Source organism: Stenotrophomonas sp. SAU14A_NAIMI4_5 (assembly GCF_003086795.1).
GTDB lineage: Bacteria > Pseudomonadota > Gammaproteobacteria > Xanthomonadales > Xanthomonadaceae > Stenotrophomonas.
This window is the reverse complement of record NZ_CP026003.1, coordinates 3,818,704-3,843,009: the sequence shown is the minus strand read 5'-3', so window position 1 is coordinate 3,843,009 and position 24,306 is coordinate 3,818,704. Positions and strand designations below refer to the sequence as shown.

Genomic DNA, 24,306 nt, shown 5'->3' with positions numbered 1-24,306 from the left:
ACGGACAGCCAAAGCGTGCATCCGGCGGCATCGGAAAGCTTCGCGCAAGCGCCGCCCGCTACCCTGCCTGGGTGGAATGGAAACGTGTATTCGGCATCTGCCGCGAGGCGGTGCGTACGATCGATCTGCCGCTGCTGGTTGCGTTGCTGCTGTTGATGGCAGCCGGCTTGGCCGTGCTGCACAGCGTGTCGGGCCCGGTCACCGGGCAGGCCGCGCGCTTTGCCGGTGGGCTGGTGGCGATGTGGCTGCTGTCGCGGGTGTCACTGCTGCGCCTGCGCGCGTGGACCCCGGCCCTGTACGCGCTGTCGATGCTGCCATTGATGGCGGTGTACGTGATCGGGACCGGCAAGTACGGCCAACGCTGGCTCAACCTGGGCGTGTTCTACCTGCAACCGTCCGAGCTGCTCAAACTCAGCCTGCCGCTGATGATGGCCTGGTACCTGCATCGGCAGCCGCTGCCGCCGTCGCCACGCTCGGTGCTCACGGCCGCGGCGCTGATCGGCGTCCCCGCGGTGCTCATCCTGCTGCAGCCCAACCTGGGCACGGCCACCCTGGTGACAGCCAGCGGCGTGTTCGCGCTGCTGCTGGCCGGCCTGCACTGGGGCTGGGTGGCGACCGGCCTGGCCAGTGTGGCGATGGCCGCGCCGCTGGCCTGGTTCGGCCTGCTGCGGCAGTACCAGAAGGATCGCGTACTGACCTTCCTCGACCCCGCCGCCGATCCGCTCGGCACCGGCTGGAACATCCTGCAGTCACGCATCGCCATTGGTTCGGGCGGATGGGAAGGCCGCGGCTGGGGCAACGGCACGCAGGCCACCCTGGATTTCCTGCCCGAGTACACCACCGACTTCGCGTTCTCAGTGCTGAGCGAAGAGTTCGGCTGGATCGGCGTGGCGACGATGTTCGCGCTGTACCTGTTCGTGGTCGGGCGCTGCCTGTGGATTGCCGTGCACGCGCGCGACACGCATGCGCGCTTGCTGGCCGGCAGCCTGGGCCTGGCGTTCTTTGTCTATGTTCTGGTGAATGGCGGAATGATTTCCGGCCTGCTGCCGGTGGTGGGCATCCCGATGCCGCTGGTCAGCTACGGCGGCACTTCGGCGGTTTCGCTGCTGGCGGGGATCGGCCTGGTGATGGCAGTGCGCGTGCACAACCCGATACACGCTGGCTACGGCTGACCACGGAATCGGGGTCGGATCCCTCCTCGCAGAGGAGGGCTCTGACCCCATTGTGTGAAAAGCAGCCGAGCATGGGCTCGGCGCTACAGCAAAGCGCAGACGCGCACGCCACACACCACCAACCGAACCTCCCCGCCGACGAAGTTCCATAAAAAGTGCGTAACAATTCACACTTTGACGCAGCGTTGATCCGGATCAATGGACTTGTCGCAATCGGCCTGCACAATGGCGGCCCGTTCGGCACGGCGCGCCGTCTGAAGATGCAGCGCGAGGGGGCGTCGGGCGGGAAAGCTGTACTGATCCAACGGATACAGGGAGCGCGGGGCACTGTCACTGGGGAGCGACAGCCGCGCAGGTATCGACAGGATCCGGTCGCCGGTTGCGCCTGCGGGGATGGGGGCGCAACCGGCAACCTCTGCCTGAATGGGGCAGGGTGATCACGACGCCTTCACATTTCCCGCTGAACGCGGGCAAACCGTTGTGATTCATGGTGTTAGGGGTTTTAATTCATCCATGACCTGCTAACCTGCGACGATGATTCGACGCTCCCTGGCCTGCTTGCTCACCCTCGGTCTGGTCGCCTGCGCGACCCAGCCGACGTCCCCGCCGACTTCACCCCAGGCCAGCAGCACGCCGCGCCATCCGGCCGGCAAGCCCCAGCAGGGCCCGGCCGAAGCCGCCCCGGAAGCGACCGCGGCCACGGCGCCGCCGGTTGACCTGACCCCGGTGCCGTTCGAGACCGCCCGCGCCAACTTCATCGCCGATACCGCCAAGCGTTATGGCCTGGCGCCGGCCGAGATCGCCCGCGTGCTCGACCAGGCGCAGGTGCGCCAGCCGATCATCGCGGCCATGTCGCGGCCGGCCGAGCGGGTCAAGCCGTGGAACGAATACCGGCCGATGTTCATCAGCAAGGCGCGCATCGATGGTGGCCGCGCCTTCCTGGCCGAGCACCGCGCCGAACTGGACCGCGTGCAGCAGCGCACCGGTGTGCCGGCCGAAGTGATCGTGGCGATCATCGGCGTGGAAACCAGCTACGGAAAGAACGCCGGCAGCCACCGCGTGCTGGATGCGCTGTACACGCTGGCCTTCTATTACCCGCGCAGCGGCGATCCGGCCAAGCTGGAACGCGAAGTGCGCCGCGAGCTGTTCTTCCGCGATGAACTGGCCAAGCTGTTCGAGCTGGGCCGCGAAGAGAAACTGGACATCACCACCCTCAAGGGCAGCTATGCCGGCGCGATGGGCATGGGCCAGTTCATGCCCTCCAGCTATCTGGATTACGCCGTCGACGGCAACGGCGATGGCCGCCGCGATCTGTTCACCAGCTACGACGACGTGTTCTCGTCCATCGCCAACTACTTCGTGAAGAAGGGCGGCTGGGTGCGCGGCGGCCAGGTGGCAGTGCCGGCCACGCTGGCGCCGGGACGCGAGGAATTCAATCCGACCGAGTGGATGCCCACCTGGTCGCTGGCCGATCTGGCCCAGCGCGGCTACCAGCCCAGCGCGCCGGTGCAGCCGGGTGCCACCGCCACGCCGATCACGCTTGAAGGCAGTACCGGCAAGCAGTACTGGCTGGGCTTCCAGAACTACTACGCGATCACCCGCTACAACCTCTCGAAGATGTACGCGATGGCCGTGTTCCAGTTGTCGCAGGCCATTGCCGGACAGGAGCTGCCCCCGGCATGAACATCAGATGGCTGGTCCCCGGAATCGTCGTGCTGGCGCTGGCAGCCTGCAGCAGCGCACCGGACAAACCCAGTGCCGGCCATGGCGGCAAGGCGCCCAGCATGGTGGTGCAGGGCAAGGGCGGGCGCCCGGCGCACTGCCCGGACGGTTCGCCGTATGCGGCCGCGACCGAGGACCTCGCCACCCGCGGCAACTACACCGCCGGCGGCCTGTACAAGCCGGGGGTGAAGGACACCACGCCCAGCTACGTGCCGAACGTGGCCTGCATTCCCGAGCCGGAAGTGACTGCGGTCGAGCGCTCGGTCATCGGCAACAAATCGCCCTACGTGGTGCTGGGCAAGTCGTACAACGTGCTCGACGACACCCATGACTATGTCGAGCGCGGCACCGCCTCGTACTACGGCGCCAAGTTCCACGGCCGCCTGACCTCCAACCGCGAGGTCTACGACATGTACCAGTTCACCGCCGCGCACAAGACGCTGCCGCTGCCCAGCTTCGCCCGCGTGACCAACCTGGACAACGGCGAGTCGGTGATCGTGCGCGTCAACGATCGTGGCCCGTTCCACGATGGCCGCGTGGTAGACCTCAGCTACGCCGCCGCCGTGCGCCTGGGCATCACCCAGCGCGGCACCGGCAACGTTGAAGTGCGCGCGCTGCAGCCGGGCGAGGGCAACCTGCTGGCGCAGAAGCCGTCGCGCCGCGAGCGCCGTGCGGCCGAAGCCGCCGCAGCTGCCACGACCGTTGCGGCCGCACGCCCGGCCGCGGCTACGCGTGCCGCCGCGCCCAGCGATATCGACCGTCTGGTCCAGCGCCTGCCCGCCGATGGCACGCCGGCCCGCGGCCAGCCCGCCACCACCCAGGCCGCCAGCAGCGCCCTGCCCGAAGTGGCGGTCAGCAGCCTGCCGCCGAGTGCCGCGCCGGTGCGCAGCGCCGCCACCGCTCCGGTGGCCGTGGCCGCCGCCGCCCCGCGTGCCGGCACGCCGACGGTCCGCAGCACGCCGGCCGCCACCCCGTCGCCGACGCTGTCGCAGCAGGTGGTGGGCGCGGTCATGGTGCAGGTGGCCAGCTTCTCCAGCCGCGACAACGCCACCCGCGCGATGGGCCAGCTCAACGCCGCCGGCATCGTCGGCGCGACCATCAGCGACATCGCCGCCGGTGGCCGTACCCTGTTCCGCCTGCGCGTACCGGCCAGCGACCATGCCAGCGCCGCGGAACTTGTCGGCCGCATCGCAGGTCTCGGCCTGGGTTCGCCGCAGATCGTGAAGGATTGATCCGCCCGGGCCGGTGCTGCCGGCCCCTGTCACACCGGCCGTACAATGGTCGTTCGAACCACCCTCCATTCTGGCCGTCTCCTGGAGCCTGCAGTCCAATGAATTTCCGTTCCGCCGCCACCGCCCTGGCCGCCACCCTGGTGGTTGGCCTGGCTTCCGCCCAGACGCCGCTGCCGACCCCGGCCACCCCGGCGCCCGCTGCTGCCGCCGCCCCGGCGGTCGTCGCCACGCCGCCGGCCCCGGTGCCCAGCACGTCCAAGGCCTGGATCCTGATGGATTACGCCACCGGCCAGATGCTGGCGGGCGAGAACGTCCATGAACAGCTGGCCCCGGCCAGCATCACCAAGGTGATGACCTCCTATGTGGTCGCCGCCGAGGTCAAGAACGGCAAGGTCCGCGCCGACGACCAGGTGATGATGAGCGAGCGCGCCTGGCGCGAAGGCGGCGCCGGCACCGACGGCAGCTACAGCGGCTTCCCGGTCAACCAGACCGCGCGCCTGGAAGACATGGAAAAGGGCATGGCCATCCAGTCGGGCAACGACGCGGCCATTGCGCTGGCCGAGCACGTGGCCGGCAGCGAAGAGGCCTTCGCCTCGCTGATGAACAGCTACGCCGCCAAGCTGGGCATGAAGGATTCGCACTTCGTCAACGCCCACGGCCTGAGCGCCGAAGGCCACCACAGCACCGCCTACGACCTGGCGCTGCTGGGCCGCGCGATGGTGCGTGACTACCCGGAAACCTACGCCTACAACAAGGTGAAGGATTTCCAGGTCGGCAACATCAAGCAGCAGAACCGCAACCTGCTGCTGTGGCGCGATGGCAGCGTGGACGGCATCAAGACCGGCCACACCTCCGAAGCCGGCTACTGCCTGATGAGCTCGGCCCAGCGTGGCGACCAGCGCCTGATCGCCGTGGTGCTGGGTGGTTCGTCGGAAAAGCAGCGCGCCGATGACAGCCTGGCCCTGCTCAACTGGGGCTTCCGCTTCTTCGAAACCCACCGCCTGTACGAGCCGGGCAAGGCCGTGGCCGAGCACAAGGTGTGGAAGGGTGCCACCGACAAGGTGCAGCTGGGCGTGGCCCAGCCGATGCTGGTGAGTGTGCCGCGCGGTCGCTACAACGACCTGAAGCCGAGCATCGACGTGCCCAAGACCCTGGAAGCACCGTTCACCGCCGGCCAGCAGATCGGCACCGTCAAGGTGACCCTGGATGGCAAGGTCGTGGCCGAAGCCCCGCTGGTGGCCGTGGCCGCCGTCGAACAGGCCGGCTTCTTCAAGCGCCTGTGGGACAGCTTCTGGATGTGGTGGGAATCGGAATGATCCACGTCCCGGCGTGGTGAATGAAAAGGCCGGCGAAAGCCGGCCTTTTTGCTTTTTGTAGAGTCGAGCCATGCTCGACTGTCGTTGCGGTTCAACCGGTGTGCCGACCAACGGTCGGCACCTACCTACATCGAGCGGCTGATGGTGAAGCTGCCGAACACCGGTGCTTCGCGCTGGCCGTTGAACTCGCGGGTGCTGTGGTAGCGCGCCATCGCGAACTTCCAGCGGCCGCGCATCACCGCGATGCCGTAGCCGCCGTAGGCCACCACGTGGCGCTTGTCGACGCTGTGGCTGTCGCGGAAGGTGTTGCCGTCCAGGGTGATATCGCGGATCACCCACGCCGCATCGGTGGTGGCGAACAGGTGCCACGACCAGCCGCTGGGCTTGCCGCCGCGGGTCGGCGCGGTGTTTTCACCGGCCGGGCGCAGCGGGGTGCTGCCGAAGTCGTCGGGCAGCTTCCAGCCGAAGCGCACTTCACCACCGAAGTTGGCCTTGGTTTCCAGGTTGCCGATCGAGCCGCCGTAGTGGCTGATCGCATCCCAGCCCCAGCCACCGGCGTTGACGCTGGCATCGCCCGGCCAGCGGCGCATGCGCTCGTGGGTGTACATCACCACCGGCTCGTTGTGCAGCTGGTTGTCCCAGCCCTGGAATTTTTCGTCGCCCAGCAGGTCGTGCACCGCGTTCTGCACCTGCTTGCCCTGCGCCCATGGGCCGACCACGCCCAAGGTCAGCAGGGTGGTCTGCAGGCGGTCGCCACGGCGGGCGTTGTAGCCAAAGCTGGCCACCAGCACGCCGGCATACGGCCGGTCATCCTCGATCAGGTCCTTGCGGGTGAAGTCGGTGGGCGTATAGATGCCCTGGCCGAGGCTGAAGATCATGTTCTGCTGCTCGAACTCACCCGGGTGCAGGCGCTCGAGGTGGCGGTTCACCCAGCGGGCCAGCCGCGGCAGGCAGGGATCATCGGTGTAGTCCACCAGGTTGGGCGAGACCAGGGTCAGCTGGGCGCCGTTGGTATAGCCCTGGTCCTGGTCCTTGGCGCCGAACAGGTCGTTGTCGACACGGAAATTGACCTGCGGCGGGTGTTCGCGCATCGCATCCGGGCCGCACTGCTGGGCGGCATGGGCAGTGAGGGGCAGGGCGGCGGCCGCCAGCAGGCCGGTCAGGCCGAGGGTGACGGCTGTACGCATGGATGGAATGATCATCGGGTCGTTGGCGTGTGAAGGTCGGTTTATGCAACAACAGACTACTCCCGTCCCCGTGACGGAACGAGCCGTCCGCCTTCACTTGTCTGTTCCGTAAAACGCACTTGTCCTCCCAGCAAAACCGGTCGCCGCTCCGGCGCAGGCTGAACCGGTCCGCAGCCTGCAACGCAGCAGCCTGCCCGTGCGCCGTTTGACGTTGATGAATACTCTTGGGTTTGTTGCCCTGCGGCCCGATAATGGGTCCATGGAAATCAAGTCCGACAACCCCGAACACGGCTTCCAGTTCCCCGGTCAGTTCGAGCTCAGCGCGATGGGCCCGGCCAACCGCGGTCTGGAACAAGAACTCCCCCGCCTGCTGATCGCCGCTGGCGTCGACGTGGTGAACGAGCGCATCAGCTGGAAGCATTCGTCCAACGGCAAGTACGTCTCGGTGCGCCTGGTATTCCGGGCCGAGAACCGCGAGCAGTACGACGTGGCCCACCAGGCCCTGCGTGACCACCCGGAAGTGAAGTGGACGGTGTAGCCACCAGCTGCGCGGCCGAGCCTGCCCCCGGGCAGCGTCCGGCCCGCCCTGCGGTGGTGCGCGACCTCGGTCGCCAGGCCTATGAACCGGTCTGGCGCGCCATGCAGCGCTTCACCGATCAGCGTACCGACGACGACGCCGACGAACTGTGGGTGGTCGAACACGATCCGGTGTTCACCCTCGGCCAGGCCGGCAAGGACGAACACGTGCTGGCGCCGGGCGATATCCCGGTGCTGCACGTCGACCGCGGCGGCCAGGTGACCTATCACGGCCCGGGCCAGATCGTGGTCTACCCGCTGCTGCGCCTGCCGCGGCTGGGCATCGGTGTGCGCGACTATGTCTGCCGCATCGAACAGGCTCTGATCGACACCCTCGGCGAATGGAACATCGGTGCCGAGCGCCGTGACGGTGCGCCGGGCGTCTACGTGGGCGATGCGAAGATCGCCGCCCTCGGCATCCGCGTCCGCCGCGGCTGCACCTTCCACGGTCTGGCCTTCAATGTGTCGATGGACCTGGAACCCTTCCACCGCATCAACCCCTGTGGCTACCAGGGGCTGCAGGTGACCTCGGTGGTAGACTTGGGAGGCCCGTCCGGGATGGACGCCGTCAAGCCGGTGCTGCTGGACCATCTGGCCCGCCAGTTTGGCCTTCTGCTGCAGCCCACGCCCGAACTGCCCGATCTTTCTGCGGCCGCCTGACCGCCCCCCGGAACTGCCATGACTGAGACCACCGCCCGCACCATTCCCCTGCAGATCGTGCAGGCCGAGCTTCCGTCCGCCGCGCCGCTGCAGGTGGGCGTCAAGCAGATGGGCGGGGACAAGATCAACCGTTCGCCGGTGCAGTTCGCCGACGCACCGGTGCTGCGCAAGCCGTCCTGGATCCGCGTGCGCATTCCTTCGGGCAATGCCGTGCAGAACCTGAAGGCCAAGCTGCGCGAGAACCGCCTGGTGACCGTGTGCGAGGAAGCCAGCTGCCCGAACATCCACGAATGTTTCAGCCACGGCACCGCCACCTTCATGATCCTGGGCGAGGTCTGCACCCGTCGTTGCTCGTTCTGCGACGTGGCCCACGGCCGCCCGAAGCCGCCGGATGCCAACGAGCCGGCCACCCTCGGCCAGACCGTGGCCGACATGGGCCTGAAGTACGTGGTGGTGACCAGCGTCGACCGCGATGACCTGCGCGACGGCGGTGCCCAGCACTTCGTCGACTGCATCACCGCCATCCGCGAGAAGTCGCCGGGCACCCGCATCGAAGTGCTGACCCCGGACTTCCGTGGCAAGGGCCGCATGGAGCGCGCGCTGGAGATCCTGGCGCAGAACCCGCCGGACGTGTTCAACCACAACATCGAAACCGTACCGGACCTGTACCGCAACGTGCGCCCGGGTGCGGATTACCAGTGGTCGCTGACCCTGCTGAAGAACTTCAAGGCGCAGCACCCGTCGGTGCCGACCAAGAGCGGCATCATGCTGGGCCTGGGCGAGGAGTTCGAGCAGATCAAGGCCACCATGCGCGACCTGCGTGCGCACGACGTGGACATGATCACCATCGGCCAGTACCTGCAGCCGACCGCGCATCACCACCCGGTGCTGAAGTACTGGACCCCCGAGGACTACAAGGCGCTGGAAGACTACGGCTACGAGCTGGGCTTCAGCCACGTGGCCTCCGGCCCGATGGTGCGCTCGTCGTATCACGCCGACGTCCAGGCCAAGGGCGCCGGCGTCTCCTGACCGGTAGCGCCCTCTCCCATGGTGGGTGCGGACCGTTGGTCCGCACGCTTCCGCCGGGCATGGCCCGGCGCTACCAATGGATGCGGACCTCCTCACCGCTGGGTGCGGACCTCTTCCCCGGTGGGTGCGGACCGTTGGTCCGCACGCCTTGCCCTGCATTCACAATTTGCTACACCGGCCCCGCTAGGCTGGATTTCCACCGAACGCGGCCGGGTGACAAACACGGCAACTTTCGGCACTGTCGTGGTGTCTGAACACCCTGCAGTCTCCCCCTTGGCAAGGCGCCTTCGAGCACGTTCATGAAATTCAAAGCCCCCGCATTCCTGATGGCCCTGGCGCTGGTCGCGCCGTTGGCGCTGGCGGCCAAGGCCGACTCGCCGGCGCTGCCGGCGGCCGCGACCGCCGACCAGGTCACCACCTCCAAGCTGGTCTACGGCCTGCTGTCCGACAGCCGCTACGCCTACCGGCCGCGCGCGCTGGACGAGGCCACCTCCAAGGACGTGTTCAAGCGTTACCTGGAAACCCTCGACGGCGGCAAGCAGTACTTCACCCAGGCCGACGTGACCCGTTTCGCGCCGTTCCAGGCCGGCATCGCCAACGCCATCCGCGGCGGCGAGCTGGAGCCTGCCTTTGAAGTGTTCGCCGTCTACAAGCAGCGTGTCGGCGAGCGCGTCGGTTACGCGCGCAAGCTGCTGAAGCAGGAACCGGACTTCACCACCGACGAGCGCTTCGAGTACGACCGCAAGGACGTGCCATGGGCGGCCAGCAACGCCGAGCTCGATGAGCTGTGGCGCAAGTCGGTGAAGAACGACTGGCTGCGCCTGAAGCTGGCCGGCAAGAAGTCCGACGACATCCGCAAGACCCTGGACAAGCGTTACGCGACGCTGGAAAAGACCGTCAACGAGCTGAAGGGCGAGGACGTCTTCCAGTTCTTCATGAACGCCTACACCAGCGCCGTCGACCCGCACACCGACTACTTCACCCCGCGTACCGCCGAGAACTTCAACCAGGCGATGTCGCTGTCGCTGGAAGGCATCGGCGCGCAGCTGCAGCGCCAGGACGACATGGTGGTGATCCGCGAGATCATCGCCGGTGGTCCGGCCGCCGTGGACGGCACCCTGAAGCCGGGTGACCGCATCGTCGGCGTCGGCCAGGGCAAGTCCGGGCCGGTGGACGATGTGATCGGCTGGCGCATCGATGACGTGGTGGCCAAGATCCGTGGCGCCAAGGACACCCAGGTCCGCCTGGAGTTCATCTCCGCCGAGGACGGCGTGGACGGCAAGCACCACACCCTGCTGCTGACCCGTCAGAAGGTGCGCCTGGCCGAACAGGCCGCCAAGGGCGAGACCATGACCATCCCGGGCAAGGATGGCCAGCCCGAGCGCAAGGTGGGCGTGATCAAGCTGCCGACCTTCTACCAGGATTTCGAAGGCCGTCGCCGCAACGCCGCCGATTACGCCTCGGCCACCCGCGACGTCGCCAAGCTGCTGGCCGGCTTCAAGACCGACAAGCTGGACGGCGTGGTGCTGGACCTGCGCAACAACGGCGGTGGTTCGCTGGATGAAGCCATCGAACTGACCGGCCTGTTCATCGAGCAGGGCCCGGTGGTGCAGGTGCGCGAATCCGGTGGCCGCGTCACCGTCAACAGCGACCGCAACCAGGGTGTTGCCTGGGACGGCCCGCTGGCCGTGCTGATCAACCGTGGCTCGGCCTCGGCGTCGGAGATCTTCGCCGGTGCCATCCAGGATTACGGCCGTGGCCTGGTCATCGGTGAAACCAGCTTCGGCAAGGGCACCGTGCAGAACATCGTCGACCTGGACCGGTGGCCGAGTGGCGAGACCCAGCGCTTCGGCCAGGTGAAGCTGACCATCGCCCAGTTCTTCCGCATCAGCGGCAGCAGCACCCAGCACAAGGGCGTGGTGCCGGACCTGGCCTTCCCGGCCAGCGTCGACGCGACCGAATTCGGCGAAAGCACCTACGACAACGCGCTGCCGTGGACCCGCATCGCCGCCGTGCCGCACACCCAGTACGGCAACTTCGCGCCGCTGCTGCCGAAGCTGGAAACGCGCCACGAAGCCCGTATCGCCACCGACAAGGAATTCCAGTGGTGGAACGAGGACGTGCAGCAGTTCCGCACCGAGGCGGCCAAGAAGTACGTCTCGCTCAACGAAGCCACCCGTCTGGCCGAGCGTGAGCGCCAGGACAAGCAGCGCAAGGACCGCCAGGTCATCCGCAAGGAACTGGGCCTGGCCCTGGACCCGCTGGCCGATGACAGCAGCGATGACGGCCTGACCGGCAACGAGCGCGACATCGTCAAGGATGCCGCCCGCGAAAAGGCCGCCGAGAAGCGTCCGGACCCGCTGCTGCGTGAATCGGCCTCGATCCTGTCCGATGCGGTGAACCTGCTGGAGACCGACCGCCCGCTGTCGGCCCAGGTGCTGCCGCAGTCCACCGGCGCCGGCCGCTGGGCCGACTGACCCGCCGCTGACGTGAATTACCCCACGGGGCCGGCACTGCCGGCCCCGTTTGTTTTTCCGGTAGCGCCGGGCCATGCCCGGTGGGCGTCGATGAACCGGGAGCAACGGGGGCGGGGGCTTCGACCTGGCGCACACGGCCCCGGGTCTACCCTTGGGGCTTCCGTTCTCGCAGGAGTACCCATGCGGGCCTCCCGTCTTCCGCTGTCCCTGCTGGCCGTGGCCAGTACCTTGGTCCTGGCCGCTTGTGGTGGCCGTGCCGCCGACAACAGCCTGCTGCGCGAATCCTTCGATTCGGGCGACACCTTCTCGCGCACCGTCGATGGCCGCCCGGCCGAGGCCTGTGAAGCGGCACGCCGCACACTGCTCAGCCAGGGCTACGCGATCGCGCGTGCCGACGATGGGCAGGTGGAAGGCAACAAGAACTTCCAGGTACGCGAGGATGACCATGAGCAGCTGGTGCTGCGCATTTCCTGCGCACCCCGTGGCAGCGAGCAGGCGCTGGTGTTCGTCAGCGCCGTGCAGGACCGCTATGCGCTGAAGAAGAGCCCGACCTCGGCCAGCGTCGGCGTCGGTGCGCTGGGCTCGGTGTCGCTGCCGTTCGGCAGCAACGACGATTCACTGGTGAAGGTTGCCAGCAGCACGATCACCGATTCCGATTTCTACCGCCGCTTCTTCGACCGCCTGCACCAGTACCTGCCGGCGGCCGCAGCGGCGAAGCCCACGCCTTCGCCCGCCCCGCAACCGGCGGCGGTGCAGGAGCCGGCCCCAGCAGCTGTACCTGCGCCCGCGGCACCGGCCACCCCCAAGCCCGACGAGCCCGTCCCGCAACCTGCAGCCGAACAGGGCTGACGATGAGGGGCAGGGCGCTGGGGTTGGCCCTGCTGCTGGGCTGGCCCGTCGTTGGCAGCGCCGCCACCGGCGCTTGCGCGCAGGGCCTGCTGCAGCGGCTGGGCTGGCGCTTCGAAACTGCCACGATTGAAGCGCCGAGCATCCACGGCGGGCCGGTCTGCACGCGCGCGTCGCTGCAGGCTGCGCAGCGGGCCGGCGACCTGCAGGTGCGCTGGCCGGCATCGATGACCGACGACGCGCGGCAGGCCCTGTTGCAGCGTCTGCTCGACGACCCGGCCACGGTCTGCGCCTACACCTTCGAGCTGGGCGCAGCGGCGCAACGCGCGGCGCAGGCGCTGCAGGACAACCCCGGATTCCGCTTCAGCGGCCTGCAGCTGGGCTGGATAGGATTCGGCGCACGCGGCGCACCTGCGCAGGGCTGGCAGAACACCCGCAGCTTCGGACGTGGCTACACGCCGCTGGCCGGCAACAGCCGCGCGCTGGACGCGTTCTACACCGGCAACGTGCGCGCCGAATGTGGCGTGGGCCGCCAGGTCGCGCAGCTGGCCACCCAGCGTGAGCTGTACGGCGATGCCGCCTTCGATGCCGAATTCGCGCCCGCCGAGCTGTCGATCGGCACTTTGCTGGGGCTGCACGACACCGACAGCATCCTGCTCGGCGCGCAAGCCGGTGAGTTCTTCGCTGATGGCAAGGCGGTGCGCACCGCGGCGATGGGCCGCACGGCCTTCCTCGGCGTGCCGGGTTTCATCGAACACGTGGGCGACGTCGCCACGCTGGACGACCTGAGCAACCAGGCCGAGAATTTCATTGTCGTCGACGTGGGTGCAGATGCCGCACAGGCATTGGCCGCGCACGGCGGGCTGGCCTGGTACGACCAGCGCAACGCCGAGATCTGGAAGCTTGCGCAGGGCATTCCGCGGCTCGGCCGCCGTTACTTCGAACGCCTGTTGTACGAACGCGACCCCGGCCTGCGCGCGCAGCTGCAACCGCGTTTCCAGGCCACGCTGGCGCGCATGGACCAGCTGCTGGACGATCCGTTCTACCAGCAGTTCGTGATCTATGTGCACCCACGCGGTATACGTCCCATCGGTTACCACATCATCCGCCTGCTCGACCGCAACCCACGCACGTCGTTTTCCATCGACCTAGCGTTGCACAATCTGCATACCACGCTCTTTCGGCGTTGGCGCGAGGCGCAGCTGCGCCACTGCGCGGCGACCGGCCGGCCAGGCAGCCTGACCCTAGACCCCAACTGAAGGTGAAACAATGGACATTGCAATGATCGGCCTCGGCCGCATGGGCGCCAACATGGCCCAACGCCTGCATCGCGGCGGCCACCGCGTGGTCGGCTACGACCCGGGCGAAAGCGCCCGCCAGCGCGCCGCCGAAGCCGGCCTGGAGGTTGTCGATTCGCTGGCCGCGGCGGTTGCCGCGCTGCCGGTGCCGCGCGTAGTGTGGCTGATGGTGCCGGCCGGCGAGACTGTCGACCAGACCCTGGGCCAGCTGACCCCGCACCTGGCCGAGGGCGACATCGTCATCGACGGCGGCAACTCCAACTACCAGGACTCGATCCGCCGCGCCAAGGCGCTGGCCGAGGATGACCTGGGCTACGTCGACTGCGGCACCAGCGGTGGCGTCTGGGGCCTGCAGGAAGGCTACAGCCTGATGGTCGGTGGCGACGCGTCGGTGGTCGAACAGGTTGCGCCGCTGCTGCGCACCCTGGCCCCGGCCGAAGACCGCGGCTGGGGCCGTGTCGGCCCGTCCGGCGCCGGCCACTTCACGAAGATGGTCCACAACGGCATCGAGTACGGAATGATGCAGGCCTATGCCGAAGGCTTCGCGCTGATGGAGCGCAAGCAGGAAATGGAACTGGACCTGGCCCAGGTGGCCGAAGTCTGGCGCCACGGCAGCGTGGTGCGTTCTTGGCTGCTGGACCTGAGCACCGAAGCACTCAAGCGCAATCCGTCGCTGGATGGCATCGCCCCGTACGTCGAGGATTCCGGCGAAGGCCGCTGGACCGTCGCCGAAGCGATTGCCCTGGACGTGCCCGCGCCGGTGATCACCTTGTCGCTGCTGGAACGCCTGCGCTCGCGCGAATCCAATTCGTTCACCGACCGCCTGCTCTCGGCGATGCGCAACGAATTCGGCGGCCACGCCATCAAGAAGTCGTAAGCCTCAAAACGGGGTCGGATCCCTTTCCGCAGGAAAGGGCTCTGACCCCAGGAAGCCGCAGAAGCCCGTTCCGATCGTTTTCAGGACATCCACGCATGGCGTGGATCCAGCCGGTGCACGACGGGGTCAGAGCCCTTCGGCGTTGCCGAAGGGATCCGACCCCGTGCCGACCAACGGTCGGCACCCACCAACAGCACCCACCAACAGCACCCACCAACAGCACCCACCAACAGCACCCACCAACAGCACCCACCAACAGCACCCACCAACAGCACCCACCAACAGCACCCACCAACAGCACCTACCATCAGCACCCAACATCAGCACCCAACATCAGCACCCAACATCAGCAGCAGGTTCCAACAGCCCGCGGGAAACTGTCGAAGGCGGGGTGGGTCCGGTTGAGGGGGTGTGAGCGGCATGGATGCCGCGACCAAGCCCCCATGGACGGGTTTACGGCGTCCCCCTCAACCGGACCCACCCCGCCATCCCACGGATAGCCAGCTTTTGACGTTGAGGTTGCCGGCCAGCGGCCGGCACTACCGCAGGTGCAGGGCGCAGCCCTGCCGATCACCCCAACACCACCCGCCGTCCCTCGCGCGCACTCACCCTCCCCGCCTCCAGCAACCGCATCAGCTGCAGCGCCTGCTCCGCACTCACCGTCGGCTCGCCCTCGCCACGCATCGCCGCCGCGAACTGCGCATACAGCCGACGGTAGTCGCCCGGCTGGTTGTCCACCGTCGTGCGCTGCACGTTGTCCTCCGCATCACAGCTCAGCAGCTCGCCATGCCGCGGGTCGATGCCCCAGCCGGGCGCGCCCGGTGCCACGCCACGGCGCAGCTGCGCTTCCTGCACGTCCAGGCCGTGCTTGACCCAGCTGCCGTCGCGGCCATGCACCGCGAAATGCGGCGTCGGCGCCGCCACCATCGAACCGGCATGCACGATCGCGCGATGCCGTGGGTAATGCAGCACCGCATGGAAATAGTCGACGCCGCTGCCGCCTTCGCGCTGCACCGCCAGATCGGCGTCGATCGCCTGCGGCCATCCGAACAGCATCAGCATCTGGTCCAGCAGGTGCGGGCCGAGGTCGTACCACAGGCCGCTGCCGGGTCCTTCCTGTTCGCGCCAGCGATCGCGCACCTGCGGCCGGTAGCGGTCGAAATGCGCATGGCATTCGGCCACCTCGCCCAGCGTGCCCTCGGCCAGCAGCGCCTGCAGGGTGAGGAAATCCGCATCGAAGCGCCGGTTCTGGAACACCGTGGCGATGCGCCCGGCATCGCGCGCGGCGGCCAGCACCGTTTCCGCTTCGGCCACGTCCAGCGCGAACGGCTTGTCGACCAGCACGTGCTTGCCGGCGGCCAATGCGGCAATCGCCAGCGGCGCGTGCTGCTCGTTCGGCGTGGCGATCACCACCGCGTCCACGGCGGGGTCATCAAACACCTCCTGCGCGGTGGCGCGCACGTGCACATCGCTGAAGCTGCGCAGCAGCGTGTCGCGCTGCGAACTGACGATGCTGTGCAGGGCCAGCCCGGGCGTGTGCTGGATGAGCGGGGCGTGGAAGACACGGCCGGCCAGGCCGTAGCCGATCAGGGCCAGTTGCAGGTCGGGGCGCATGGACGGCTCCGCAGGGTGGGGGAGACAAAGCGTAGAACGTGGTTACGGGCGAGGCAAAACTGAACGGTTACCGTTGCCTTTCGCGGATTCACGGCAGCGTGACCCCGGCCCGACGCGTGCAACACAGGCACCTGTCCAGACTGGCAGCACATCCAGAAGGAGCACCGCACGATGAGCAACCTGACCCGTACCCTGATTGCTTCGTCCCTCACCCTGGGCCTGGCCCTGTCTTCTTCGGCCGTCATGGCCAAGGACCCGCCGAAGGCCGACCATGCTGCGATGACCCACGCCGATCGCCACGACTCCAACGAGCCGGTGACCGACAGCTGGATCACCACCAAGGTGAAGGCCGACCTGCTGGCCAGCAGCAATGTCCCGGGCACCGAAGTGAAGGTGGAAACGGTCAACGGTGTGGTCAGCCTCAGCGGCACCGTTGCCACCCAGGCCGAGAAGGACAAGGCCGTCACCACCGCCAAGGGCATCAAGGGCGTGACCCGCGTCGATTCGGCCGCGCTGAAGGTCAACGCCGCCGCCAAGCGCTGATCCCGGCGCTCGCTTGAAGTGGACAGGGGCGTCCCGCGAGGGGCGCCCTTGTCGTGCTGCCTCTGCCCGATTCTCCCGGAGTGAACGGCTGCGCTATATTGGCGGCATCGCTTCGTTGACGATGGATCATGGCGCTGGTGTTCAGTGATGACATCTGGGACCGTTGGCGGCTGCCTGCCCTGGCACTCGCTGCTGCTGCGATCATCATCGTCCCCTGGCTGACCCTGCGTCAGCTGCAGCAGGACAACGAACAGGCGATGGCCTGGGTCAGCCACACGCAGGCGGTCGGCGTGGCGCTGCAGCAGCTGCAGGCCGACGTGCGCGACGTCGAGTCGGCGGCGCTGACCCTGTCCAAGGGCGTGGATGCCCCCGGCCTGCGCGAGCGCATGGCCAAGGCCAATGACATCCCCGGGCGGCTGACCGAGCTGGCCCGGATGACCCGCGACAACCCCGACCAGCTGATCCGCATCGGCCGCATCGAGTCGATGCTGGAAGGGCGCATGGCGCTGGCCCGCCAGCTGGCGCGCTCGGAACCCAACACCGACCAGCGCGAGCTGGTGCAGGACCTGAGCACGCGCTACCCGATCCGTGGCCTGGTGGAAGAACTGCAGGCCAGCGAACAGAAGCTGCTGGCGGCGCGGGCCGAGACGGCGGCGCGCCAGCACAGGCAGACCGAACTGGTTTCGTGGAGCTCGCTGGTGGTGCAGCTGTGCCTGCTGGGCCTGGTGTTGTGGCTGCTGCAGCGGCAGATCGGCCGCCGCCTGCAGGCCGAGCGGCAGTCGCTGCGCGCGGCCGCGCGTGCCGCCTCGGTGCTGCAGACCGTGCGCGAGCCCATCGTGCTGCTCGACCGCGACCTGCGCGTGCAGCTGCACAACCCGGCGTTCGCCGAACTGTACGGGCTGCAGGACGAACGTGCCGACGGCACGCTGCTGGCCGATGTCGGCGAAGGCGCGTGGCAGGATCCGGTGGTGCGCCAGCGCCTGTCCGACGTGCTGCTGCGTGGGCGCGAACTGTGGGACTTCGAACACGAACAGCGCACCGACGGCACGGTGCGCTACATGCTCATCAACGCGCGGCGCATGCCGCTGCCCGACACCGATGATGAAGTGGTGTTGATGACGGTGAGCGACGTGACCGTGCAGCGCGCCGTGCAGTGGCGCGTGGAAGAACTGAACCGCCAGCTGGAAGGCAAGGTGGCCCAGGTCTCGGAGGTCAACCGCGAGCTGGAGGCCTTCAGCTATTCGGTATCGCACGACCTGCGCGCGCCGCTGCGCCACGTCGCCGGTTTCTCCGACAAGCTGTCGCGGCACCTGGGCGAGGGCGCCGACGAGAAGAGCCATCACTACCTGGACGTGATCTCCGGTTCGGCGCGGCGCATGGCGGCACTGATCGACGACCTGCTGGTCTACTCGCGGCTGGGGCGTGCGGCGATGCGCCAGCAGGCGGTGGACATGCAGACGCTGGTGGCCGACACGCGGGCCATGCTCGATGCCAACCTGAAGACCGATGCCGAAAGCAGCGGTGTGGCCCACCACGTGGAGTGGAACATCGCGCCGCTGCCGATCGTGGTGGCCGACGAGAACATGATGCGCCAGGTGTGGCTGAACCTGCTCGGCAACGCGGTGAAGTACTCGGGCAACCGTGACCCGGCGCAGATCCGCGTGGACTACCAGCAGCAGGCCGATGGCGGCCATCAGTTCACGGTCAGCGACAATGGTGCAGGCTTTGACATGGCCTACGCCGGCAAGCTGTTCGGCGTGTTCCAGCGCCTGCACAAGGCCAGTGACTACCCCGGCACCGGCATCGGTCTGGCCAGCGTCCGCCGCGTGCTGACCCGCCATGGCGGCCGCATCTGGGCCGAAGCCGCGCCCGACGCCGGCGCCACCTTCCATTTTTATCTGCCTCCGGCACTGGATGCAGTCAACCAAGGGTCTTCCGCATGACGACGCTGCGCACCATCCTCCTGGCCGAAGACAGCCCGGCCGACGCTGAAATGGCCATCGATGCGCTGCAGGAAGCCCGCCTGGCCAACCCCATCGTGCACGTCGAGGACGGCGTGGAAGTGATGGACTACCTGCTGCGCCGCGGCGCCTGGGCCGGCCGCGAAGAGGGCCTGCCGGCGGTGCTGCTGCTGGACATCAAGATGCCGCGCATGGATGGCCTGGAAGTGCTCCGGCAGATCCGCGAGCATGACGAACTGAAGCGGCTGCCGGTGGTCATCCTGTCGTCCTCGCGCGAGGAAAGCGACCTGGCGCGCAGCTGGGACATGGGCGTGAACGCCTACGTGGTGAAGCCGGTGGACGTGGACCAGTTCTTCGGCGCGGTGCAGACCCTGGGCAAGTTCTGGGCGCTGATCAACCAGGCACCGGACGTCGAGTAAGGCCATGCCCTTGACCGGTCCGGCCCTCGGGGCGCTGCGCATCCTGCTGGTGGAAGATTCAGCGGAAGATGCCGAGCTGATGTCCGAACAGATGCTCGACGCGGGCCTGGACGCCCGTTTCGAGCGCGTGGAGAGCGGCCCCGAGCTGCGCCAGGCGCTGGCCAGTTTCGCGCCGGACATCGTGCTCTCGGACCTGAGCATGCCGGGTTTCTCCGGTGACGAAGCGCTGCGCATCGTGCGCGAGGCCGCACCGGATGTTCCCTTCATCTTCGTCTCCGGCACGATGGGTGAGGAGAACGCGGTGGAGGCCCTGCAGAAGGGCGCCAACGACTACATCATCAAGCACCACCCGGCGCGCCTGCCGTCGGCGGTGGCGCGCGCGGTGCGTGATGCGCGCAGCGCGGTGGAGCGCACGCGCGTGGAAACCGAGCTGATGCGCGCGCAGCGGCTGGAGAGCCTCTCGCTGCTTGCCGCCGGCCTCAGCCACGACCTGCGCAACATCCTGCAGCCGCTGCTGATCATGCCGGACCTGCTGAAGGCGCGTACCGAAGACCCGCAGCTGCACCACCTGGCCGATGTCATCGCCGAGTGCGGCCGCCGTGGCCACGAGATGGCCGAATCGATGCTGTCCTTCGTGCGTGGCTCGCGCAATCCCAGCGAGCGCATTTTCATCGATGATCTGTTCCAGGCCGTGGCGCTGCTGTTGCGCAGCAACGTGCCCGAGGCGGTGAACCTCGAACTGGAGGTGCAGGACGAAGGGCTGGCGGTCGACGCCAATTACACCGAACTGCAGCAGGTGCTGCTGAACCTGGCGCTCAATGCGATCCAGGCGATGCCGCAGGGCGGGCGCCTGAGCCTGACCGCCGAACATGCCGGCGAACGCGAAGGCGTGGACTGGCTGCGCATCGTGGTCGACGACGAAGGCATCGGCATGGACGCCGACACGCTGTCGCACCTGTTCAATCCGTTCTTCACCACCAAGGCCGACGGCACCGGGCTGGGCCTGATTTCCTGCAAGCGCATCGTCGAAGGTGCCGGTGGCAGCATCCATGTCAGCAGCCAGCTGGGGCAGGGCACGCGGTTCGAACTGCGGCTGCCGATGCATGAGCTGGCCGAGGGCGGTGAACCGGTCGAACAGCTGGTGGCGCTGGGCAGTGGCCAGTCGATCCTGGTGGTCGATGGCGAAGCCACGCGCCTGTCGCTGCTGGGCAATGCGCTGTCGAGCCAGGGCTACCAGCTGCAGCTGGCTTCCGACGGCCCGGCCGCGCTGCGCTGGATGCAGCAGGAAGCCATGCCGGCGCTGGTCATTGCCGATGCCGGCTCGCGGCTGCTGCCGGCCAGCCAGCTGCTGGGCGAGATGGCCACGCTGGGCTACGCCGGCCCGGCGCTGGTACTGGAAGAGGCCGCGGTGCAGCTGGACACCAGCGCCTTCCCGGCGGGCATCGACGTGCATGTGCTGCGCAAGCCGCTGCAGATGCAGCAGGTATTCCGCGCGGTGGCTGAAGCACTGGGTTGAAGGGGCTGCCGGCCAGCGGCCGGCACTACCGTCACCGTGACCCGGTAGCGCCGGGCCATGCCCGGCGGCTTTTACTGGTCGGTGCCGGGCGCTTCCCACGGGAACCGCGGCAGGCTTGCCACTGCCTGCTCCAGCCGCCGTGACCAGTTGTTGTGGATGTCGGCATACAGCGGCGAATCGGCGGTGAAGCGCAGCTGCTGGCCCACCTGCAGTTCGCCCTTGCGCAGCATCACCATGTCGATCGGCAGGCCCACCGACAGGTTGGAACGGATGGTCGAGTCCAGCGACAGCAGCGCCGTGCGCGCGGCATCTTCCAGCCGCGTGGCCGGGCCGAGGATGCGGTCGAGGATAGGCTTGCCGTACTTGGATTCACCGATCTGCAGGTACGGCGTCTCCGGTGAGGCGGCAATGGCATTCCCCAGCGGGTAGACCATGTACAGGCCCGGCTGCTCGCCGGCGATCTGCCCGCCGAAGATCAGCGTGGCCTGCGTGTTGACGCCGTCGTGGCCGTGTTCGGTGTGCTGGCACTTCACCTGGCTGTCCACCAGCAGCCCACCCACGTAGGCGGCGGCTTCGAACAGGTGGGTCATCTGCTGCAGGTTGGGCGTGCGCGCTTCGGCGGCATCACGCTGCAGGCGCGAGACCAGCAGCTGGGTGGTGGCCAGGTTGCCGGCGGCCATCAATACGAAGGTCGCCTCGCCGGGGTACTCGAACACGTGCAGCTTGCGGTGCACGCGGACATCGTCCAGGGCGGCATTGGTCCGGGTGTCGGCGGCGAAGACCAGGCCTTCGTCCACCTCGATTCCAACGCAATAGGTCATGTGGGTGTCCTATCATGTGCGTCCCGGATTGTAGGCAGGCCGCCGTGACGATGGCATGCCCACCCCACCCCCTGAACGCCGTCACCGGAACCGCATGACCACCGTGCTCCTGAGCCTGGGCAGCAACGTCCAGCCGCGCCGCTACCTCCACGCCGCGGTGACGGCCCTGCGCGAGCGTTTCGGCGCGCTGCGGGTATCACCGGCCTACCGCACGGCCGCGGTCGGCTTCGATGGCCCGGCCTTCCTCAACAACGGCGTGGCGATCGAGACCGATCTGCCGCTGCAGGAACTGGACGACTGGCTGCACGCGCTGGAAGACGCGCACGGCCGCGACCGCAGCGGGCCGCGCTTCTCCGACCGTACGCTGGATATCGACGTGGTGTTCTACGGCGACCTGGTGGTGGAGGGCCCCGGCCACCTGCGCATCCCGCGACCGGAGCTGAAGCATGCCTTCGTACTGAAGCCGCTGGCGGACATCGCCCCGGACTTCATCGATCCGGTGAGCGGCCAGGATCTGGCCACGCTGTGGCGTGCGCACAAGCAGCATGGCGAAGCGTTCGAGGTCGTGGACCTGGAATGAAGGGTTGCCGGCCAGCGGCCGGCACTACCGGTAGTGCCGGCCGCTGGCCGGCAACATTTCAGCTGACCGTACGCCCGCCATCCACGCGCAGGGTGTGGCCGGTGACGAAGCTGGCCTCGGCCACCAGCCAGTACACCGCCTCGGCAATCTCCTCGACGGTGCCGATGCGGGCCAGCGGCGTGCGCGCCAGCAGCGCCTCGCGGGCGAAATCATCCTTGCCCTGTTCCGGCCACAGGATCGCGCCCGGCGCCACGGCATTCACCCGCACCTTCGGCGCCAGCTCCAGCGCCAGCGAACGGGTGGCCATCTCCAGTGCGGCCTTGGCCATGGCGTAGGCGACGTGGTCCCGCATCGGGTCGGTGCCATGCAGGTCGGTCAGGTTGACGATGCAGCCCTGCTGGCGGCGCAGGTAGGGCGCGGCCGCCTGTGACAGCAGCAGCGGAGCCCGGGCGTTGACCGCGTAGAGCTCGTCCATGGCCTCGGCGGTGACCTGGCCGAACGGGGTGGGGAAGAAATTGGAGGCGTTATTGACCAGCGCATCCAGACGGCCGAAGTGGGCCACGGCCTGTTCGACCAGGTCGGGCAGGGCATCGGCGTCGCGCAGGTCGGCCTGCAGAGCCAGCACGCTGCCCGGGCGGATGTTCTCCAGATCGAACGCGGCCTGCTGCAGCTCGGCGCTGGATGTATGGGCGTGCAGCACCACCGACCAGCCACAGGCGTGGAACTGGCGGGCGATGGCCGCACCGATCCGGCGGGCGCTGCCGGTGATCAGGGCCACGGGGGCGGTGTCGCTCATGAGGGTCCTCCAAGGCTCGGCTATCCTGTGCACCATTGTCACCGCATTCGAAGACACCATGCAGCCCACCTTCCTCCTGCCTGAAGCCGACGCCCTGGCCCACAGCGACCAGCTGGCGGCCGCCCTGCGTGCCGAAATCCTTGCGCAGGGCGGGGCGATCCCGTTCTCGCGTTTCATGGAGCTGTGCCTGTACGCCCCCGGCTGGGGCTATTACAGCGCTGGCGCCAGCAAGTTCGGCGGCAGTGGTGATTTCACCACCGCGCCCGAGCTCGGCAGCCTGTTCGCCGGCAGCGTGGCCAACGCGCTGGCCCCGGTGTTCGCCCAGCTGGACGCGCACGCGCGCATGCTGGAGCTGGGCGGCGGCACCGGCGCCTTTGCCGAGGCCGTGCTGCTGCGCCTGGCCGAACTGAACGCGCTGCCGGCACGCTACGCCATCCTCGAGCCCAGCGCGGACCTGCGCCAGCGCCAGCAGCAGCGCCTGCAGCAGAACCTGCCGGCCGAGCTGGCCAACCGCGTGGAATGGGTCGACCGCCCGTTCGATGATGACTGGGACGGCGTGGTGTTCGCCAACGAGGTGATCGACGCGCTGCCGACCCCGCGCTTCCTGATCAAGGACGGCGAGGTCTACGAGGAAACCGTCGAGCTGGATGGCGAGGGCAACTTCATGCGCGGCGCGCAGCCGGCCGACGTGCTGCTCAACGGCGCGGTGCGCCACCTCGAGCGCTACCTGGAAAAACCCTTCGCCGATGGCTACCGCTCCGAAGTGCTGCCGCAGCTGCCGTACTGGCTGCAGGCGGTGGCCGGTGGCCTGCAGCGTGGCGCGATGCTGTTCGTCGATTACGGCTACAACCGTGGCGAGTTCTACCAGCACGACCGCGACGACGGCACCGTGCGCGCGTTCTACCGCCACCACGTGCACAACGAGGTGTACCGCTGGCCGGGCCTGCAGGACATCACCGCGTCGGTGGATTTCACCGCCATGGCCGAGGCCGGCCTGCACGGTGGCTTCGAACTGGCCGGTTACTGCAGCCAGTCCAGTTTCCTGCTCGGCAATGGCCTGGACCAGGTGCTGGTGCTGGCCGAAGAGCGCACCGATGAAGTGGGCCGCATCCAGCTGCGCGACCAGGTGAAGAAGCTGACCCTGCCGACCGAGATGGGCGAACGCTTCCAGGTGATCGGCCTGCAGCGCGAGGTGGATTTCGAACCGGCCTTCGAGCTGGGTGACCTGAGCTGGCGCCTGTGAGCGCAGGGTTGCCGGTGATCAAGCCGCTGCGTCGGCCGCGGCTGTGGACCGCGCTGTGGCTGCTGGCGGTACTGGTGGTGATCGTGGTCTGCCTGATCCCGCCGCCGCCGATCGACCTGCCGGAGAACGGCGACAAGGTCGAGCACTTCCTGGCCTATTTCATCCTGTCCGGCAGCGCGGTGCAGTTGTTCCGGCGAGGCACGCCGCTGCTGTGGGCGGGCGTGGGCCTGGTGCTGATGGGCGTGGGCATCGAGTTCGCGCAGGGCGCGCTGACCAGCAACCGCAGTGCCGATCCGATGGATGCGCTGGCCAACACGGTGGGGGTGCTGTCGGGCCTGGCGACCGCGCTGACCCCGCTGCGCGACATCCTGCTGCGCTGGCGCGGTTGAGGTAACCGCGCTCGGGGTCAGAGCCCTTTCCT

At 68.0% G+C, this 24,306-nt stretch carries 22 protein-coding genes; 18 read left to right on the top strand and 4 right to left on the bottom strand.

Going from position 1 to position 24,306, the window contains the following annotated elements; translation table 11 throughout:
- Window positions 1-71 precede the first annotated feature (71 nt).
- The 4 genes from rodA (at window position 72) to C1925_RS17635 (ending at window position 5,442) form a co-directional block, all read left to right on the top strand.
- Window positions 72-1,172: a rod shape-determining protein RodA gene (gene rodA, locus C1925_RS17650; RefSeq protein WP_108770035.1), complete on the top strand. Its 1,101-nt coding sequence runs from the start codon at window positions 72-74 to the stop codon at window positions 1,170-1,172.
- Window positions 1,173-1,706: 534 nt separating this feature from the next.
- Window positions 1,707-2,855, top strand: a complete 1,149-nt coding sequence (mltB, locus tag C1925_RS17645) for a lytic murein transglycosylase B (RefSeq protein ID WP_108770034.1) — start codon at window positions 1,707-1,709, stop codon at window positions 2,853-2,855.
- On the top strand, window positions 2,852-4,126 hold the full coding sequence (locus tag C1925_RS17640) for a septal ring lytic transglycosylase RlpA family protein (RefSeq protein WP_108770033.1): 1,275 nt from the start codon (window positions 2,852-2,854) through the stop codon (window positions 4,124-4,126). Before mltB ends, C1925_RS17640 begins: the two co-directional genes overlap by 4 nt.
- A gap of 98 nt (window positions 4,127-4,224) precedes the next feature.
- Window positions 4,225-5,442 (top strand): D-alanyl-D-alanine carboxypeptidase family protein, encoded by a 1,218-nt coding sequence (locus C1925_RS17635; protein WP_108770032.1) that lies wholly within the window; start codon window positions 4,225-4,227, stop codon window positions 5,440-5,442.
- A gap of 125 nt (window positions 5,443-5,567) precedes the next feature.
- Here C1925_RS17635 and C1925_RS17630 read toward each other — a convergent pair whose 3' ends face one another.
- Window positions 5,568-6,629 (bottom strand): lipid A deacylase LpxR family protein, encoded by a 1,062-nt coding sequence (locus C1925_RS17630; RefSeq protein ID WP_108770031.1) that lies wholly within the window; start codon window positions 6,627-6,629, stop codon window positions 5,568-5,570.
- A 259-nt stretch (window positions 6,630-6,888) separates the two neighbouring features.
- On the opposite strand from C1925_RS17630, the gene C1925_RS17625 reads away from it, so the two are divergent.
- The 7 genes from C1925_RS17625 to gnd all read left to right on the top strand — a co-directional run bounded on the left by C1925_RS17625 (window position 6,889) and on the right by gnd (window position 14,392).
- On the top strand, window positions 6,889-7,167 hold the full coding sequence (locus C1925_RS17625; protein ID WP_108770030.1) for a YbeD family protein: 279 nt from the start codon (window positions 6,889-6,891) through the stop codon (window positions 7,165-7,167).
- On the top strand, window positions 7,155-7,865 hold the full coding sequence (gene lipB, locus C1925_RS17620) for a lipoyl(octanoyl) transferase LipB (protein ID WP_079223387.1): 711 nt from the start codon (window positions 7,155-7,157) through the stop codon (window positions 7,863-7,865). Before C1925_RS17625 ends, lipB begins: the two co-directional genes overlap by 13 nt.
- Before the next feature lie 18 nt (window positions 7,866-7,883).
- Window positions 7,884-8,894: a lipoyl synthase gene (lipA, locus tag C1925_RS17615; RefSeq protein WP_108770029.1), complete on the top strand. Its 1,011-nt coding sequence runs from the start codon at window positions 7,884-7,886 to the stop codon at window positions 8,892-8,894.
- 299 nt (window positions 8,895-9,193) lie between these two features.
- Complete coding sequence (locus C1925_RS17610) at window positions 9,194-11,371, top strand: carboxy terminal-processing peptidase (RefSeq protein ID WP_108770028.1); 2,178 nt, start codon at window positions 9,194-9,196, stop codon at window positions 11,369-11,371.
- 180 nt (window positions 11,372-11,551) lie between these two features.
- On the top strand, window positions 11,552-12,220 hold the full coding sequence (locus C1925_RS17605) for a DUF2242 domain-containing protein (RefSeq protein WP_108770027.1): 669 nt from the start codon (window positions 11,552-11,554) through the stop codon (window positions 12,218-12,220).
- Window positions 12,221-12,222: 2 nt separating this feature from the next.
- A complete protein-coding gene (locus C1925_RS17600) occupies window positions 12,223-13,476 on the top strand; it encodes a hypothetical protein (protein WP_108770026.1) in 1,254 nt (417 codons plus the stop codon).
- A gap of 10 nt (window positions 13,477-13,486) precedes the next feature.
- Window positions 13,487-14,392, top strand: a complete 906-nt coding sequence (gene gnd / locus C1925_RS17595; protein WP_108770025.1) for a phosphogluconate dehydrogenase (NAD(+)-dependent, decarboxylating) — start codon at window positions 13,487-13,489, stop codon at window positions 14,390-14,392.
- 570 nt (window positions 14,393-14,962) lie between these two features.
- Here gnd and C1925_RS17585 read toward each other — a convergent pair.
- On the bottom strand, window positions 14,963-16,006 hold the full coding sequence (locus tag C1925_RS17585; protein ID WP_108770023.1) for an oxidoreductase: 1,044 nt from the start codon (window positions 16,004-16,006) through the stop codon (window positions 14,963-14,965).
- A 171-nt stretch (window positions 16,007-16,177) separates the two neighbouring features.
- On the opposite strand from C1925_RS17585, the gene C1925_RS17580 reads away from it, so the two are divergent.
- From C1925_RS17580 to C1925_RS17565, 4 genes are all read left to right on the top strand, one after another.
- Window positions 16,178-16,549 (top strand): BON domain-containing protein, encoded by a 372-nt coding sequence (locus C1925_RS17580; RefSeq protein WP_108770022.1) that lies wholly within the window; start codon window positions 16,178-16,180, stop codon window positions 16,547-16,549.
- 128 nt (window positions 16,550-16,677) lie between these two features.
- The gene (locus C1925_RS17575) at window positions 16,678-18,492 is read left to right on the top strand and encodes an ATP-binding protein (RefSeq protein WP_108770021.1); all 1,815 of its coding nucleotides are present in this window, start codon (window positions 16,678-16,680) and stop codon (window positions 18,490-18,492) included.
- Window positions 18,489-18,929 (top strand): response regulator, encoded by a 441-nt coding sequence (locus C1925_RS17570; RefSeq protein ID WP_108770020.1) that lies wholly within the window; start codon window positions 18,489-18,491, stop codon window positions 18,927-18,929. The genes C1925_RS17575 and C1925_RS17570 overlap by 4 nt, the downstream gene beginning before the upstream one ends.
- A 4-nt stretch (window positions 18,930-18,933) precedes the next feature.
- Window positions 18,934-20,445 (top strand): ATP-binding protein, encoded by a 1,512-nt coding sequence (locus tag C1925_RS17565; RefSeq protein ID WP_108770019.1) that lies wholly within the window; start codon window positions 18,934-18,936, stop codon window positions 20,443-20,445.
- A gap of 71 nt (window positions 20,446-20,516) precedes the next feature.
- Here C1925_RS17565 and C1925_RS17560 read toward each other — a convergent pair whose 3' ends face one another.
- Complete coding sequence (locus C1925_RS17560) at window positions 20,517-21,266, bottom strand: 20S proteasome subunit A/B (protein ID WP_108770018.1); 750 nt, start codon at window positions 21,264-21,266, stop codon at window positions 20,517-20,519.
- A 94-nt stretch (window positions 21,267-21,360) separates the two neighbouring features.
- On the opposite strand from C1925_RS17560, the gene folK reads away from it, so the two are divergent.
- Entirely contained in the window at window positions 21,361-21,846 is a 486-nt protein-coding gene (folK, locus tag C1925_RS17555; RefSeq protein ID WP_108770017.1) for a 2-amino-4-hydroxy-6-hydroxymethyldihydropteridine diphosphokinase, read from the top strand.
- A 58-nt stretch (window positions 21,847-21,904) separates the two neighbouring features.
- On the opposite strand, the gene C1925_RS17550 is transcribed toward folK, so the two are convergent.
- A complete protein-coding gene (locus C1925_RS17550) occupies window positions 21,905-22,642 on the bottom strand; it encodes a pteridine reductase (protein ID WP_108770016.1) in 738 nt (245 codons plus the stop codon).
- A gap of 58 nt (window positions 22,643-22,700) precedes the next feature.
- Between C1925_RS17550 and C1925_RS17545 the strand changes: the two genes are divergently transcribed.
- Window positions 22,701-23,885 carry an SAM-dependent methyltransferase gene (locus C1925_RS17545; RefSeq protein WP_108770015.1) on the top strand — a complete coding sequence of 395 codons (1,185 nt, stop codon included), beginning with the start codon at window positions 22,701-22,703 and terminating at the stop codon, window positions 23,883-23,885.
- A complete protein-coding gene (locus C1925_RS17540; protein WP_108770014.1) occupies window positions 23,882-24,274 on the top strand; it encodes a hypothetical protein in 393 nt (130 codons plus the stop codon). The genes C1925_RS17545 and C1925_RS17540 overlap by 4 nt, the downstream gene beginning before the upstream one ends.
- Window positions 24,275-24,306 lie beyond the last annotated feature (32 nt).

Coding starts and splice junctions, on each gene's coding strand:
- C1925_RS17575 (WP_108770021.1), top strand. CDS start 16,678: ATGGCGCTGGTGTTCAGTGATGACATCTGGGACCGTTGGCGGCTGCCT.
- C1925_RS17585 (WP_108770023.1), bottom strand. CDS start 16,006: ATGCGCCCCGACCTGCAACTGGCCCTGATCGGCTACGGCCTGGCCGGC.
- C1925_RS17565 (WP_108770019.1), top strand. CDS start 18,934: ATGCCCTTGACCGGTCCGGCCCTCGGGGCGCTGCGCATCCTGCTGGTG.
- C1925_RS17570 (WP_108770020.1), top strand. CDS start 18,489: ATGACGACGCTGCGCACCATCCTCCTGGCCGAAGACAGCCCGGCCGAC.
- C1925_RS17580 (WP_108770022.1), top strand. CDS start 16,178: ATGAGCAACCTGACCCGTACCCTGATTGCTTCGTCCCTCACCCTGGGC.
- folK (WP_108770017.1), top strand. CDS start 21,361: ATGACCACCGTGCTCCTGAGCCTGGGCAGCAACGTCCAGCCGCGCCGC.
- C1925_RS17635 (WP_108770032.1), top strand. CDS start 4,225: ATGAATTTCCGTTCCGCCGCCACCGCCCTGGCCGCCACCCTGGTGGTT.
- C1925_RS17600 (WP_108770026.1), top strand. CDS start 12,223: ATGAGGGGCAGGGCGCTGGGGTTGGCCCTGCTGCTGGGCTGGCCCGTC.
- C1925_RS17605 (WP_108770027.1), top strand. CDS start 11,552: ATGCGGGCCTCCCGTCTTCCGCTGTCCCTGCTGGCCGTGGCCAGTACC.
- C1925_RS17610 (WP_108770028.1), top strand. CDS start 9,194: ATGAAATTCAAAGCCCCCGCATTCCTGATGGCCCTGGCGCTGGTCGCG.
- mltB (WP_108770034.1), top strand. CDS start 1,707: ATGATTCGACGCTCCCTGGCCTGCTTGCTCACCCTCGGTCTGGTCGCC.
- gnd (WP_108770025.1), top strand. CDS start 13,487: ATGGACATTGCAATGATCGGCCTCGGCCGCATGGGCGCCAACATGGCC.
- C1925_RS17625 (WP_108770030.1), top strand. CDS start 6,889: ATGGAAATCAAGTCCGACAACCCCGAACACGGCTTCCAGTTCCCCGGT.
- lipA (WP_108770029.1), top strand. CDS start 7,884: ATGACTGAGACCACCGCCCGCACCATTCCCCTGCAGATCGTGCAGGCC.
- C1925_RS17550 (WP_108770016.1), bottom strand. CDS start 22,642: ATGAGCGACACCGCCCCCGTGGCCCTGATCACCGGCAGCGCCCGCCGG.
- C1925_RS17640 (WP_108770033.1), top strand. CDS start 2,852: ATGAACATCAGATGGCTGGTCCCCGGAATCGTCGTGCTGGCGCTGGCA.
- C1925_RS17560 (WP_108770018.1), bottom strand. CDS start 21,266: ATGACCTATTGCGTTGGAATCGAGGTGGACGAAGGCCTGGTCTTCGCC.
- C1925_RS17630 (WP_108770031.1), bottom strand. CDS start 6,629: ATGCGTACAGCCGTCACCCTCGGCCTGACCGGCCTGCTGGCGGCCGCC.
- C1925_RS17545 (WP_108770015.1), top strand. CDS start 22,701: ATGCAGCCCACCTTCCTCCTGCCTGAAGCCGACGCCCTGGCCCACAGC.